The organism is Pseudomonas sp. TE31087, from assembly GCF_057284075.1.
Window position 1 is genome coordinate 843,895 of record NZ_JBXVNN010000001.1, and the last position, 13,294, is coordinate 857,188.

At 66.4% G+C, this 13,294-nt stretch carries 14 protein-coding genes; 9 read left to right on the forward strand and 5 right to left on the reverse strand.

Translation table 11 applies throughout. The features are described from left to right. The first annotated feature begins 2 nt into the window (after window positions 1-2). From ACZ899_RS03905 to ACZ899_RS03925, 5 genes are all read left to right on the forward strand, one after another. Window positions 3-1,214, forward strand: coding sequence for a cytochrome c (locus ACZ899_RS03905; RefSeq protein WP_203652392.1), 1,212 nt, complete (start codon window positions 3-5; stop codon window positions 1,212-1,214). A gap of 3 nt (window positions 1,215-1,217) precedes the next feature. Beyond that, window positions 1,218-2,189, forward strand: coding sequence for an XdhC family protein (locus ACZ899_RS03910; protein WP_234562314.1), 972 nt, complete (start codon window positions 1,218-1,220; stop codon window positions 2,187-2,189). Then, complete coding sequence (locus tag ACZ899_RS03915) at window positions 2,186-2,749, forward strand: nucleotidyltransferase family protein (RefSeq protein WP_234562315.1); 564 nt, start codon at window positions 2,186-2,188, stop codon at window positions 2,747-2,749. Before ACZ899_RS03910 ends, ACZ899_RS03915 begins: the two co-directional genes overlap by 4 nt. Window positions 2,750-3,011: 262 nt before the next feature. Beyond that, entirely contained in the window at window positions 3,012-3,866 is an 855-nt protein-coding gene (hchA, locus tag ACZ899_RS03920) for a glyoxalase III HchA (RefSeq protein ID WP_234562316.1), read from the forward strand. 5 nt (window positions 3,867-3,871) lie between these two features. Further along, window positions 3,872-4,573 carry a PA1136 family autoinducer-binding transcriptional regulator gene (locus tag ACZ899_RS03925; RefSeq protein ID WP_234562317.1) on the forward strand — a complete coding sequence of 234 codons (702 nt, stop codon included), beginning with the start codon at window positions 3,872-3,874 and terminating at the stop codon, window positions 4,571-4,573. Window position 4,574: 1 nt separating this feature from the next. Here ACZ899_RS03925 and ACZ899_RS03930 read toward each other — a convergent pair whose 3' ends face one another. Continuing rightward, window positions 4,575-5,567 carry an NAD(P)H-quinone oxidoreductase gene (locus tag ACZ899_RS03930; RefSeq protein ID WP_326491856.1) on the reverse strand — a complete coding sequence of 331 codons (993 nt, stop codon included), beginning with the start codon at window positions 5,565-5,567 and terminating at the stop codon, window positions 4,575-4,577. A gap of 260 nt (window positions 5,568-5,827) precedes the next feature. On the opposite strand from ACZ899_RS03930, the gene ACZ899_RS03935 reads away from it, so the two are divergent. Next, window positions 5,828-6,691: a LysR family transcriptional regulator gene (locus ACZ899_RS03935; RefSeq protein ID WP_234562319.1), complete on the forward strand. Its 864-nt coding sequence runs from the start codon at window positions 5,828-5,830 to the stop codon at window positions 6,689-6,691. A 24-nt stretch (window positions 6,692-6,715) separates the two neighbouring features. Here the strand turns inward: ACZ899_RS03935 and ACZ899_RS03940 are convergent, their stop codons facing one another. Further along, window positions 6,716-7,663, reverse strand: coding sequence for a LysR substrate-binding domain-containing protein (locus ACZ899_RS03940; RefSeq protein ID WP_234562320.1), 948 nt, complete (start codon window positions 7,661-7,663; stop codon window positions 6,716-6,718). Between the two features lie 146 nt (window positions 7,664-7,809). On the opposite strand from ACZ899_RS03940, the gene ACZ899_RS03945 reads away from it, so the two are divergent. Next, entirely contained in the window at window positions 7,810-9,186 is a 1,377-nt protein-coding gene (locus tag ACZ899_RS03945) for an L-serine ammonia-lyase (protein ID WP_234562321.1), read from the forward strand. Window positions 9,187-9,354: 168 nt separating this feature from the next. Next, window positions 9,355-10,662, forward strand: a complete 1,308-nt coding sequence (locus ACZ899_RS03950; protein ID WP_203652400.1) for a serine/threonine transporter — start codon at window positions 9,355-9,357, stop codon at window positions 10,660-10,662. A gap of 70 nt (window positions 10,663-10,732) precedes the next feature. Here the strand turns inward: ACZ899_RS03950 and ACZ899_RS03955 are convergent, their stop codons facing one another. From ACZ899_RS03955 to ACZ899_RS03965, 3 genes are all read right to left on the reverse strand, one after another. Further along, window positions 10,733-11,188, reverse strand: a complete 456-nt coding sequence (locus ACZ899_RS03955) for a DUF1842 domain-containing protein (RefSeq protein ID WP_203652401.1) — start codon at window positions 11,186-11,188, stop codon at window positions 10,733-10,735. A gap of 19 nt (window positions 11,189-11,207) precedes the next feature. Continuing rightward, entirely contained in the window at window positions 11,208-11,801 is a 594-nt protein-coding gene (locus ACZ899_RS03960) for a DUF1842 domain-containing protein (RefSeq protein WP_203652402.1), read from the reverse strand. Between the two features lie 322 nt (window positions 11,802-12,123). Next, window positions 12,124-12,801, reverse strand: coding sequence for a DUF3313 domain-containing protein (locus ACZ899_RS03965; protein WP_203652403.1), 678 nt, complete (start codon window positions 12,799-12,801; stop codon window positions 12,124-12,126). Between the two features lie 182 nt (window positions 12,802-12,983). Here ACZ899_RS03965 and ACZ899_RS03970 point away from each other — a divergent pair, with 182 nt between their 5' ends. Next, window positions 12,984-13,289 carry a helix-turn-helix domain-containing protein gene (locus ACZ899_RS03970; RefSeq protein WP_186714127.1) on the forward strand — a complete coding sequence of 102 codons (306 nt, stop codon included), beginning with the start codon at window positions 12,984-12,986 and terminating at the stop codon, window positions 13,287-13,289. Window positions 13,290-13,294 lie beyond the last annotated feature (5 nt).

Sequence of the window (13,294 nt, forward strand, 5' to 3'; positions counted from 1 at the left end):
GCATGACGCGTGTTCTGAGCAGCCTGGCCCTGGCCATCGGCGCACTGGTCACCTTCAACGCCCAGGCGGCGGACGAGGCCTTGATCAAGCGCGGCGAATACCTCGCCCGCGCCGCCGACTGCATGGCCTGCCACACCGCCGAAGGCGGCGCCCCGTATGCAGGCGGCCTGCCGATCCATTCGCCGTTCGGCACCATCTACGGCACCAACATCACCCCGGACAAGCAGTACGGTATCGGCAACTACAGCAGCGACGAGTTCTTCGCCGCCCTCACCGAGGGCAAGCGCAAGGACGGCGCCAACCTGTACCCGGCCATGCCGTACACCTCGTACCACCTGGTCAAGCGCGAGGACTCCGACGCCATCCATGCCTACCTGATGAGCGTGGCGCCGATCAACCGTCCGGCCCCGGAAACCAGCCTGAGCTTCCCGTTCAACGTGCGCACCGGCCTGATCGGCTGGAACCTGCTGTACGGCAAGAGCGTGCAGCTGGAGGAGGGCAAGGGCAACAGCGAGGCGTGGAAGCGCGGCCAGTACATGGTCGAGGTGCTCGGCCACTGCGGCGAATGCCACACCCCGCGCAATCCGATTGGCGCGCTGCAGCAGGACAAGCGCCTGACCGGCGGCTTGCTGCTGGGCTACCTGGCACCAAGCCTGCTGGCCCAGGACCTGGCCGACCGCGGCTGGAACCAGGCGGATCTGGCGACCTTCCTCAAGCACGGGGTCAGCGCCCAGGGCAGCATGTTCAACGAGATGTACCCGGTGGTGCACCACAGCACCCAGCATCTGCAGGACAGCGACCTGGCGGCCATGGCCACCTACCTGCTCGGCGACCAGCCGCCGGCGGCCAAGGTGGTGCAGGCGGTCGCCCACGAAACCATGGGCGAGAGCGCCAAGCGCGGCCGCCAGCAGTACCTCAACGTCTGCGCCGGCTGCCACGGTGTCGAGGGCGAGGGCAAGCCGCACATCGCCGTGGCCATGCGCGGTAACACCGTGCTGCGCCAGGCCGACTCGCGCAATCTGGTCAAGGCCATCGTCGACGGCATCCGCGAGCAGCAATTCACTGGCTTCGAGCGCATGCAGCCGATGCCGGGCTTCGCCGACAAGCTCGACGACCGGCAGCTGACCGACATGGTCAACTACCTGCGCGAAGCCTGGGGCGGCCTGCCGGGCGACCTGACCACCCAGCAGCTGGCCCAGCTGAAGGCGGACTGACCGGTGCAGCATCTCGACCTGCAGGTGGTGCGCCAGGCGGCGCAGTGGTCGCGTGACGGCTTGCGCGTGTGGCTGTGCACGGTGCTCTGTACCTATGGCTCGGCGCCGCGCGCGCCGGGCTCGCTGCTGGCGGTCAACGACCAGGGGCACTGGGTCGGCTCGCTGTCCGGCGGCTGCGTCGAGGAGGACTTCCTCGAACGCGTCGCCGCCGGCGAGTTCGCCGGGGCCGTCGCCGTGGTGCGCTATGGTGACGGCAGCGACACCCGCGGCAACATCCGCCTGCCCTGCGGCGGCATCCTCGACGTGCTGGTGGAGAACCTGCCGGGCGACTGCGCGACCCAGGCGCACCTGGGTGAGCTGGAGGCGGCCTTGCTGGGTCGCCGTCGGCTTGTGCGCGAGGTCGACCTGCGTACGGGCGAACGCCGGGTGCAGGATGACCACAGCCAGGGGCCACGGGTGGAGCAGGGCGAGCATCGCGTGCGCTTGCGTGTCGGCGCCGCCCAACGCCTGCTGCTAGCCGGCTACTCGAGCGTCGCGCACTTCTGCGCCGAGTTCGGCAAGGGCCTGGGCTTCGAGGTGGTGCTGTGCGACCCTCGCGACGAGGTGATGGACAACGTGGTGCTCGACGGGATAGAAATCCGTCGGGAACTGCCCTCGCTGTTCATCGCCAACGGTGGTTGCCACCGCGACACGGCGGTGGTGGCGCTCACCCACGACCCGAAGATCGACGACCTGGCCATGCTCGAAGCGGTACACACCGAAGCGTTCTACATTGGCGTGATGGGCTCGCGGGCCACCTCGGAAAAACGCCGTGAACGCCTGCGCCGTGTCGGCGGGCTCGGCGATGCCGAGATGGCGCGCATCCATGCCCCCATCGGCCTCAACCTGGGCAGCAAGACGCCAGCGGAGATCGCCCTGGCGGTGCTCGCCGATATCTTGCGCACCCGTAGCGGCATCGCCCGCGAGGCCTTGTGAGCGTCGTCGCGCTGGTGCTGGCGGCCGGCCAGGGTTCGCGTTTCGGCGCGGACAAGCGCCGGGCCGTGCTCGGCGATGGTCGCAGTCTGTTGCAGCACAGCGTCGAGCACGCCCTGGCGGTGTTCGACGAGGTGCGCGTGGTATTGCGTGCTGGCGAGCGGGGCGAGGACCTGGGGTTGCCGGCGATCTGCCGGGTCGTCCATAGCCTCGATGCCGGGCTGGGCATGGGCCATAGCCTGGCGGCGGGCGCCGCATCGCTGGGGGACAGCGAGGCAAAGGCCGTCGCCATCCTGTTGGGGGACATGCCGTGGATTCTGCCTGCAACCTTCCAGCGTTTGATCGCAACTGCTGGCCCTTCGGTCATCGTGGTGCCGCGTCATCTGGGGCAGAATGGGCATCCGGTGCTTTTTGGCCGGGAATTCTGGGCCGAGCTCGGCGGGTTGTCCGGTGATGAAGGGGCACGCGCCGTGTTGCGACGGCATGCCGATCGCGTTGTTGTTCTGGACCTGGACGATGGCGGTGTCGTGCGCGACGTCGATACGCCGTCTGCGCTCGGCTAGACTGCTCTGGTCCCATTCGTAACCCTTGTAGGAGCGGCCTTGTGTCGCGAAAGGGGCGCGCAGCGGCCCCAGGTTCTGAGCCACCCTCGAAATTGCTGGGGCTGCTGTGCAGCCCTTTCGCGACACAAGGCCGCTCCTACAGGGATCGCGCGGTCTGATGTACCGATGCCACAGGCAGCCATTGAGGGAAAACCCTCATTGCCGCTCATCCGGTGGCCTCCTAGCATGGATCCGGTCAACCCCCAGGCACTGGAGCACAGCCATGACCAGCAACAACGACGACAAACGCCCGACCCTCGATCCGGCCGAGGACAATGCCTTCTTCCCCTCGCCGTATTCCCTCAGCCAGTTCACCTCACCCAAGTCCGACCTCAGCGGCGCTGACTACCCCGACGCCTACAAGGGCGGACGCTGGAAAATCCTCCTGATCGGCGCCGACGAACGCTACCTGCTCACCGACAACGGCACGCTGTTCTCCACCGGCAACCATCCCGTGGAAACCCTGCTGCCCATGTACCACCTGGACAAGGCTGGCTTCGCCTTCGACGTCGCGACCCTGTCGGGCAACCCGGTCAAGTTCGAATACTGGGCCATGCCGCGCGAGGACCAGCAGGTGCTCGGCCTGTTCGAGCGCTACAAGCCTGCCTTCAAGCAGCCGCGCAAGCTCGCCGAGGTGATCGACAGTGCCCTGGGTGACGACTCGGACTACATCGGCGTGTTCATTCCCGGCGGCCACGGCGCGTTGATCGGCCTGCCGGAAAGCGAAGAAGTTGCCCAAGTGCTGAAATGGGCGGCGGATCACGACAAGTTCGTCATCACCTTGTGCCACGGGCCGGCGGCGCTGCTGGCTGGCGGCAAACTGTTCGATGGCTACAAGATCTGCGCCTTCCCCGATGAGCTGGATGCCAAGACCCCGGACATCGGCTACATGCCCGGTCATCTGACCTGGAAGTTCGGCGAGCGTCTGCAGGCCCAAGGCGTCGAGATCATCAACGACGGCATCTCCGGCGCTGTCCACCAGGACCGCCGGCTGCTCACCGGCGACAGCCCGCTGGCCGGCAACGCCTTGGGCAAGCTGGCCGCCGCGGCCTTGCTCAAGGCGGCCAACGGCGGGTGAGTGGCATGCCGTTCGACGAGGTGGTCCAGGCGGTCCGGCAGATCGAGCAGGCCACCGCCCTGGCGACGATCCAGACGGCCGTGCGCAACGTCGCCCGGCCGCTGGGCTATGACCGCTTCGTGCTGTTCAGCGCCAGCGCCGCGCGGGACGAGGTGGTCGAGCGCATCCACTGGGTGGAAGGAGACTGGTTCGGTGACGGCCAGGCGGTCGATGCCCGGACCTACGTACGCCATTGCCCGGTAACCCGCCATCTGCTGGCGGCCCGTGAAGCGTTTTTCTGGAGCAAGCAGCCGAGCGACGAAGGTGAACGCTATCGGGTGGTGCGGGTGCCATGCGGGCCGGGCATCCATGGCCTGCAAGTGCCGGTGTTCGGCCCGGCGGGCCTGGAGGGAGCGATGAGCCTGGGCGGTGTGCGCATCGACGCTTCGGCGCCGGCGCGCCTGGCCCTGAGCCTGTTGGCCAACACCGCGTTCCTCGGTGCCCGGCGGCTGCTGGAGGCACCGCCCGGCGAGGGTCAGCTGTCGGCGCGTGAGCGCCAGGTGCTGGCCTGGACCGCCGCCGGGCAGCGCCAGGCGGATATCGCCGCCACCCTGGGCCTGTCGGTGCGCACTGTGGAAAACCATCTTCGCGCCGCCCGCCGGCGCCTGGGGGTGAGCACCACCGCTCAGGCGATCAGGATCGCCCTGGGCAGCGGCGCGCTCGACTGACTCAGCCGTTGTGCGCAACCTTCAATACCACCTTGCCGATATGCCGGCCAGACTCCATCAGGACATGGGCCTGGTTGGCCGCCGCCAGCGGGAAGGTCGCGTGGATCAGCGGCTTGACCGCGCCGCTGCGCACATGGGGCCAGGCCTTGGCCTGCAGGTCCGCGAGAATCGCCGCCTTGTCGTCGGCGCTGCGCGCGCGCAGCGTCGAGCCGATATGGGTCAGGCGCTTGGTCAGCAGGGGGAACAGGTCGACCTCGGTGGCCGGCCCCTTGACCACACCGATCTGCACGATGCGTCCATCCATGGCCGCGGCCTTGAAATTGCGGGCCACATAGTCGCCGGCGATGATGTCGACGATCACGTCCACGCCCTTGCCCTCGGTGTGCAGCATGACCTGTTCGACGAAGTCCTCGCGGGTGTAGTCGATGGCCACGTCGGCGCCCAGTTCGAGGCTGGCGGCCTGTTGCCCGGCGCCATTGACTGTGGTGAGGATCTTCGCCGCGCCCAGGGCCCGGGCCAGCTGCGTGGCGGTGGTGCCGATGCCGGACGCGCCGCCGTGGATCAGCACGCTTTCACCGGCCTTGAAGCCGCCGCGCTGGAACAGGTTGACCCAGACGGTCATGAAGGTTTCCGGCAAGGCCGCGCCCTCGACCATCGACAGGTTGTCCGGCAGGTGCGCGGTGGTGCGCTCGTCGGCCACGGCGTATTCGGCGTAGCCGCCGCCCTGGACCAGAGCGATCACCGCATCGCCCACGGCAAAGTGGCGGACCTGCTCGCCGATGGCCACGACCTTCCCGGCGATCTCCAGCCCCGGAATGTCCGGCGCGCCGGCGGGCGGGTCGTACAGGCCCTTGCGCTGCAGCAGGTCGGGGCCGTTGACGCCGGCGGCATGGACCTGGATCAGCACCTCCCGGGGGCCTGGTCGAGGCGTGGCATGGGTGGCGGCCTGCAGGACCTCGGGGCCCCCAGGTTGGGTAATATCGATGGCGGTCATGTGAGTGGGGATGTGACGCATGAAGACCTCTGTCATTCTGAGGAAAGGCCGTTTTGGCCCGGTGCGTCACAGGGTATGAAACCCACGCTGCGCGGTCGCGCGGCGATTTTGCGACGCACCTTTGCAGATTTTCTTCAGGTGAGATTCCTGTCCTGTGGGAGCGGGTTTACCCGCGAATACGTTGGTGAACCCACTACTGTTTTCGCGGGTAAACCCGCTCCCACAGGCTCTCGTTGCCCGACGAACAATGGAGTGAACGAATGAACTGGGACGACGCCCGCATGCTGCTGGCCTTGAGCCGCGAACTGACCCTGCGCCGCGCCGCCCGGGTGCTGCGCGTCGACCAGGCCACGGTGGGCCGGCGGGTGGCGGCGCTGGAGGCCGATCTTGGCGCGACCCTGTTCCTGCGCACCCCCGCCGGTTACCAGTTGACCGCCACCGGCGAAGTGGCCGTGGAGCTGGCGCAGAAGATGGAGCAGGCTGCCCTGGAGCTGGCCCGTCGCACCCGGGGCAGCGATAACGAACAGGCCGGCGAGGTGCGCATCGCCACCACCGATTCCCTGGCGCTGGAGTTCGTCATCCCGGCGCTGCGCCGGTTGCACGACGATCACCCCGAGGTGCGCATCGTGCTCAGCGGCAGCTCGGAGATCGTCAACCTGTCGCAACGCGAAACCGACATCGCCATCCGCAACCAGCGCCCGGACAACCCCGACCTGGTGCTGCGCAAGCTGGTCAGCTGGCAGATGGGGCTGTTCGCCTCGGCGGACTATCTGGCGCGTCGCGGCATGCCGCAGGAGGGCAGTTTTGCCGGCCATGACCTGGTGGTGTACGAGCCGTACTGGCGTGATCGCGGGGTACCGACCCTGGTGGACGTGCCCATGGGCGAGGGCAGGGTGGTGATGGCGGCCAATGCCAGCATGATGCTGCGCCGGGGCATTGCCGAAGGGTTGGGCCTGGGCGAGATCCCCGTGGCGTTGGGGCAGCGCGACGGCCTGCTGCGGGTCTGGCCGCAGCGCGCGCGCAGCCAGCCCTACGAGGTATGGATGGTCACCCATCGCGACCTGCGCCACACGGCGCGGGTGCGGGCAGTGATCGAGCATCTGGTGCGGGCGTTTGCCGATTGAAGAGGCGGTTCTGTCCGGATGCCTTCAGCTGGCGGGCAGCTTCAGCGGATGCAGGGTGCGAAAACCCTGGGCCTCTTCAACCAGCCAGTCATGCACTGCACGCGCTCCCGGCTGGCTCAGTCCGCCCGGCGGATACAGCAGCACATAGCGCTTGTGGTTGGCGATCGGCACCCCGAACGGCACGATCAGCGCGCCGCGCTCCAGCTCGTCGTTGAGCAGGGTGCGCCGGGCGATGGCCACGCCGACGCCGGCGATGGCGGCCTCGATGGTCAGGTGGTTGCGGTTGAAGGTGTGCCCGCGGCGCACGTCCAGCCCGCCGGCGCCGATGCCGTCGAGGTAGAACTCCCATTCGGCGTACTCCGAGCTGCCGCGCCAGGCGGTGATGTCGTGCAGCAGCGGGTAGTGGGCCAGGTCCGCCGGCCCGTGCAGCGGCGGGCGGCCACGCAGCAGGGCCGGCGAGCAGACCGGAAAGATCTGCTCGTCCAGCAGCGGGGTGGAGAGCATGCCCGGATAGCTGCCGTCGTTGAGGTCGATGGCCAGGTCGAAGTCTTCCGGGTGCAGCGCCTGGTTGCTGTCCTCGGCCACCAGGCGCAGCTCGATGTCCGGGTAGCGCTGCTGGAAGCGCGGCAGGCGCGGGGTCAGCCACTTGGCCAGGAACGAGGGGATCGAGCGCAGGCGCAGGGTGCCACGTATTTCACCGGCATCCAGACGCAGCAGCTCGGCCTCGATGCTGCCGTAGGCCTCGGCCACGGTCTGCGCCAGGCGCTGGCCTTCGGCGGACAGCTCGACGCCGCGGGCGCGGCGCAGGAACAGGCGAAAGCCCAGGCGTTCCTCGAGCTGGCGCATTTGTTGGCTGACCGCGCCGGGGGTGATGTGCAGCTCCTCGGCGCAGCGGGTGAACGACAGGTGCCGCGCCGCACAGGAGAACACGTGCAGCCAGACGAACACCTGGCCGTTGAGTGGGCCTTTCATCGTTTAGTCCTGCTAAAGGCTTATGTAGGAAGTTTCGTTGGTCAAGCTGGCCTGAGAGGGGCAGTATCGCGCAACTTGGCAATACCGCTCAAATTTTCCAGAGAACCGTGGCATATCCTAGATGGTTGTCACGGTCAGGCATTAGCATGGCTATCAGTGTTTTCGACCTTTTCAAGATTGGCATCGGCCCGTCCAGCTCCCATACCGTCGGCCCCATGCGCGCCGCGGCGACCTTCGCCCAGACCCTGCGTGAACGCGGCCTGCTGGCCCAGGTGCGGCGGGTCGAGGTGCGCCTCTATGGCTCGCTGTCGGCCACCGGTGTCGGTCACGCCACGGACCGCGCCTGCCTGCTGGGGTTGATGGGCCAGTGGCCGGACCGCATCGATCCGCACAGCATCGAGCCACGCATCGACCAGCTGATGCAGGAGCAGTGCCTGATGCTCGATGGCAGCCAGCCGATCGAGTTCCAGTACAGCCGTGACATGCGCCTGCTCGACGAGAACCTGGCCTATCACCCCAATGCGATGACCCTGGAAAGCTTCGACGGGCAGGGCAGCCAGTTCAGCCAGACCTACTATTCCGTGGGTGGCGGCTTTATCGTCGAGCAAAGCGAGATCGATGCGCCGCAAGGCAGCGACAACCTGGTCGCCTTGCCCTACGAATTCTCCAGCGGCGCCGAACTGCTGGCCCTGTGCAAGGCCCACAACCTGAGCGTCAGCCAGCTGATGCTGGCCAACGAGTGCGCCTGGCGCCCGGAAAGCGAGGTGCGCGAAGGCCTGCTGAAGATCTGGGCGGCGATGGGCGAGTGCGTCGACAACGGCCTGCGCAACGAAGGCATCCTGCCCGGCGGGCTGAAGGTCAAGCGCCGGGCGGCACGCCTGCACCGCAGCCTGCAGGAGGTCGGCAAGCCCAACGTGATCGGCTCGACCCTCAGCGCCATGGAGTGGGTCAACCTGTTTGCCCTGGCGGTCAACGAAGAGAACGCCGCCGGCGGGCGCATGGTCACCGCGCCCACCAACGGCGCGGCCGGGATCATTCCGGCGGTGCTGCATTACTACATGAAGTTCAACCCCGGTGCCTGCGACGACGACGTGGTGGCGTTCCTCCTGGCCGCCGCAGCAGTGGGCATCCTGTGCAAGAAGAACGCCTCGATCTCCGGCGCCGAAGTGGGCTGCCAGGGCGAGGTGGGCTCGGCCTGCTCGATGGCCGCCGCGGGGCTCGCCGAGGTGCTGGGCGCCACGCCGCCACAGCTGGAAAACGCTGCCGAGATCGCCCTTGAGCACAACCTCGGGCTGACCTGTGACCCGGTCGGTGGCCTGGTGCAGATCCCCTGTATCGAGCGCAACGCGATCGCCGCGGTGAAGGCCATCAACGCCGTGCAGATGGCCTTGCGCGGTGACGGCGAGCACTTCATCTCCCTCGACCGGGTGATCCGCACCATGCGCGACACCGGCGCGGACATGCACGCCAACTACAAGGAAACTTCCCGCGGCGGCCTGGCTGTCGCGTTCGTCGAGTGCTGACACCCAAGTGATCTCCTGTGCGGGACGGCTTCGTGGGAGCGGGCTTGCCCCGCGATGGCCACTACCATCGCGGGGCAAGCCCGCTCCCACGAAGCTGTTCCCACAATCCTGATTGAACCTGCAACACCCGCTGTACCTGCGACAAAAACAACTACAAGGCGATACCCAATGACTGATGTACAAAGCACCACGAGCGTTCGTGCGGATTCGGCTGCCCTGGCTTCGGCCAGCGGCTCGACCACCTGGAACCGCCACGACACCACCTGGGCCCTGGGCCTCTACGGCACGGCAATCGGCGCCGGCACCCTGTTCCTGCCGATCAACGCCGGGGTCGGCGGCTTCTGGCCGCTGCTGATCCTGGCGCTGCTGGCGTTCCCCATGACCTTCTTCGCCCACCGCGCGCTGACCCGCTTCGTGCTGTCCGGGCGCAAGGGCGGCAACGAGGACATCACCGAGGTGGTGGAAGAGCACTTCGGCGTGGGCGCCGGCAAGCTCATCACCTTGCTGTACTTCTTCGCCATCTTCCCGATCCTGCTGGTCTACAGCGTGGCCTTGACCAACACCCTGACCAGCTTCTTCGAACACCAGCTGCACATCGGCGCGCCGCCGCGAGCGCTGCTGGCCCTGCTGCTGATCTGCGGGCTGATGATCGTGGTGCGCTGCGGCCAGCAGATCATCGTCAAGGCCATGAGCGTGCTGGTCTATCCCTTCGTTGCCTCGTTGCTGCTGCTGGCCCTGAGCCTGATTCCCAACTGGAACGGCGCGTTCTTCGCCCAGGCCAACGAAGGCATCAGCGCCTCCAAGCTACTGCTGACCTTGTGGCTGGCGATCCCGGTGATGGTGTTCTCGTTCAACCACTCGCCGATCATCTCCGCGTTCGCCGTCGACCAGAAGCACCGTTATGGCAATGATGCCGACCGCAAGAGCGGCCGCACCCTGGCCACCGCCCATGTGATGATGGTACTGACGGTGATGTTCTTCTGCTTCAGCTGCGTGCTGGCCCTGAGCCCGGCCGACCTGGCCGCGGCCAAGGCGCAGAACATCTCGATCCTGTCGTACCTGGCCAACCACTTCCAGACCCCGGTGATCGCCTTTGTCGCGCCGCTGATCGCGCTGGTGGCGATCACCAAGTCGTTCCTTGGCCACTACATCGGTGCCAGCGAAGGTTTCCAGGGCATGATCGTCAAGAGCCTGCGCGGACGTGGCAAGGCCTGGCCGGCCAAGCGCCTGGAGCGCGCCACGGCGCTGTTCATGCTGGTGACCTGCTGGGCGGTGGCGACCCTCAACCCGAGCATTCTCGGGCTGATCGAAAGTCTGGGTGGGCCGGTGATCGCCTGCTTGCTGTTCCTGATGCCGATGTATGCGGTACAGAAGGTGCCGGCGTTGCGCCAGTACTCGGGCAAGCTGTCGAACGTATTCGTGGTTTTGATCGGCTTGATCACGCTGTCGGCGATTGCCTATAGCTTCATGGCCTGACCGATGATCGCGGGGCCAGCCCGTTCCCACACCTTGATGTGGGGGCGGGCTGGCCCCGCGACGGTTCAGGTCAAGCGTTTTCCAGGTGCTTGATCACAGCCTTCAGGCGCTCCGCGGGTTGCGGTTGATCCTGGTGGGTGATGTCCGGCGCCTTGCGCACGCGGCCATGCTGGTCGACCCAGTGGCCGTTGCTGAAGTACCGGTAGCTGGCGGTGCCGATGTTCCAGCCCTGGTCGAGCAGACCCTGCAGGTGGAAGCTCTGGGCGATCTGGCTGAGCGGGCCGCTTGGGCTGCCATCCAGGTGCAGGACAATTGACGGGCTACCTACGGGCGCGAACGGCAGCTCGCTGTAGCCGCCCCACACCTTGGCGTGGAAGACCTGGACCGGATGCGTGGCCTGGATGATGGAGGCCCTGCCGGTGACCTTCTTCTGCACGGTATTGACCAGCAGGTCGAGGGTCAGGATAGGTGCGCCGAGCAGCCCGTTGCTGACGTTCAGGCGGGTATGAAAAAGTCCGAAGGACATGCTGATTCTCCTTGTCTGCTCAGGCTTTCTTGGCGGCTTTGGCGGCCGGGCTCTTGGTCGAGGCGAGGGCCTGGTCCAGGGCTTTGCCCACGGCACCGCTGGCCAGTTGCTTGAGTTGCGCGACGTCACCAGTGGCGATCACTGCCTCCAAGGTGGCGTTGTGCAGTTCGGTCGTCAGGTCGACGTTCGCCAGCGTCTGGATGCGTTTGAGCTCAAGCACGACGGGTACGTTGTCCACCTCGATCCAACGCTGGCCGTTGTAGTAACGGTAGCTGGCCGTGCCTTTCTGCCAGTCCAGGTCAAGCAGTGCGCGCAGTTCGAACTGCTCCGGCGAATTGGCGTGTGGGCCACCGTGGTTGCCACGTACCGTCAGCAGGATCTTGCCTTCGCTTGGTGGTTGCACGGTGAGGTAGCTGTAGCTGCCCCAGGCATCCAGGCCCAGCTCCAGCGGTGGGTTGGTGGTCTGGGTGATCAGCGCGTGGCCGTTGACGCTGCGGTCTGGGGTGTAGACCAGCAGGTCCAGCTGCAGGCGCGGGGCGCCCGGGGCATTGGTACCAATGAGGTAGGACACCGGGAACAGGCCTTCCGACGGTGCGGTCAGCGATACAGACATGATTGCCTCCGTTGCATTCAATGAATGAAATACCGTAACCAACGCTTGCGCAGGCGGACGGGGGAGAAAAGGGGGAGAGGCAGGTAGACGGGCGGATGTACTGGCGTGCCCGGTGCGAGCGGCTGTTGGCAGCCGGCTTGTGCAGCCATCCCTGAAGTGCGGTGCCGCCTGCCTGGCAGCTCGCTTGAGTTAAGCAGGCAAAAAATGCAGTGATGGCCTTTTTGCAGTATGTCCGACGAGTGGTGTCAATCAGGCCTGCAAGCCGGCTCCCGTTTCGTGGGAGCCGGCTTGCCCCGCGATGAGATCTAAAGGCTGGACTGCCTCACTTAGACTTCTGCTGCAACGCCACGAAGCTGCGGCGCATGTCGCTGGCCCAGCCATCGAGCACCGGCTTGACGTCGTTCAGGGTCAGTTGCGTGCTGTCGTTCTCCAGCTCCTTGCCGCTGCCCTTGCGCACCACCTGGGCCAGCACGTTCTGGTTGCCGCCGTCGAGGAATGCAGCCTCCACGGCAATGTCCACGGCCTGGTCGCGACCGCCCGCGGCCGTGTTCACCGCCGCGGCCACCAGGGCGATGGGAATCACCTCGTAGGGCTTGAGGCCCTCGGTGCTGGTGGACACCGCGGTGATCGCCGGGCGCACCACGATGGTGTTCGGGCCAGGCTCCTTGACCAGGGTGAGCACGCTCCCCAGTTCGCGGCGCATCGCTTCGTTGAAGTAGCGGGTGATCTCCTGCAGGGTCTGCGCCGAGATCACGTTGGTCGGCTGCGGCTTGGGATAGAATTGGCTCGGTTCGATGAACACCTTGGTGTACTGGCTGGCCTTCACACCCGGATCGATCCAGCGCATCACCGGCGCGCCGGAGACGCTCTCGGCGGGCTTCAGGCGGCTGTAGTCCTTGAGAAAGCCGGAATAGTCCTTGGGATCGACACGGTTGCTGGAGCAGGCAACCAGGGCCAGCAGAGCAGCGCACAGCAGGGTGGTGCGAGGCAGGTGCTTCATGATGACGAGGTCCATGAGGGAAGTGGCCAGAACAACGCTAGCAGGTGGTTGGCCGAAGGCCAGTGTTCGGATGGCGACGGTTGCCGTTTCCTACTGTATTGCCGGAATACGCTGACTATCGATGGGGCTCTGACACTGTGAAGGTATGCCCTCCACGGGTATGTTTATTCTGGAGGTCCACTGTGACCAGCAAACTCATTGAATCACTGCGTGCCGACCTCTCGGCCCTCGAGCAGGCAGGTGCCGTCGGCAAGGTCACGTTGCGCGACTTCGAGGCGATCTGCCCGGCCCCGGTGCGGGCATTCAGCGCCCAGGACATCCGCCACCTGCGCGAAGCGCTGAACTTCAGCCAGCCGGTATTCGCCCTCCACCTGCACACCAGTGCATCGACGGTGCGCAAGTGGGAACAGGGCGAAACACGCCCGGCCGGGCCTGCCTTGAAGCTACTGAACATCATTGCCGACAAGGGGCTGCAGGCCATCCTCTGAAGCAG

Bases quoted from the DNA above. Each gene is read 5' to 3' on its own strand.
- ACZ899_RS03905 (WP_203652392.1), top strand. From the start codon at position 3: ATGACGCGTGTTCTGAGCAGCCTGGCCCTGGCCATCGGCGCACTGGTC.
- hchA (WP_234562316.1), top strand. From the start codon at position 3,012: ATGACCAGCAACAACGACGACAAACGCCCGACCCTCGATCCGGCCGAG.
- ACZ899_RS03925 (WP_234562317.1), top strand. From the start codon at position 3,872: ATGCCGTTCGACGAGGTGGTCCAGGCGGTCCGGCAGATCGAGCAGGCC.
- ACZ899_RS03930 (WP_326491856.1), bottom strand. From the start codon at position 5,567: ATGACCGCCATCGATATTACCCAACCTGGGGGCCCCGAGGTCCTGCAG.
- ACZ899_RS03935 (WP_234562319.1), top strand. From the start codon at position 5,828: ATGAACTGGGACGACGCCCGCATGCTGCTGGCCTTGAGCCGCGAACTG.
- ACZ899_RS03940 (WP_234562320.1), bottom strand. From the start codon at position 7,663: ATGAAAGGCCCACTCAACGGCCAGGTGTTCGTCTGGCTGCACGTGTTC.
- ACZ899_RS03945 (WP_234562321.1), top strand. From the start codon at position 7,810: ATGGCTATCAGTGTTTTCGACCTTTTCAAGATTGGCATCGGCCCGTCC.
- ACZ899_RS03950 (WP_203652400.1), top strand. From the start codon at position 9,355: ATGACTGATGTACAAAGCACCACGAGCGTTCGTGCGGATTCGGCTGCC.
- ACZ899_RS03955 (WP_203652401.1), bottom strand. From the start codon at position 11,188: ATGTCCTTCGGACTTTTTCATACCCGCCTGAACGTCAGCAACGGGCTG.
- ACZ899_RS03960 (WP_203652402.1), bottom strand. From the start codon at position 11,801: ATGTCTGTATCGCTGACCGCACCGTCGGAAGGCCTGTTCCCGGTGTCC.
- ACZ899_RS03965 (WP_203652403.1), bottom strand. From the start codon at position 12,801: ATGAAGCACCTGCCTCGCACCACCCTGCTGTGCGCTGCTCTGCTGGCC.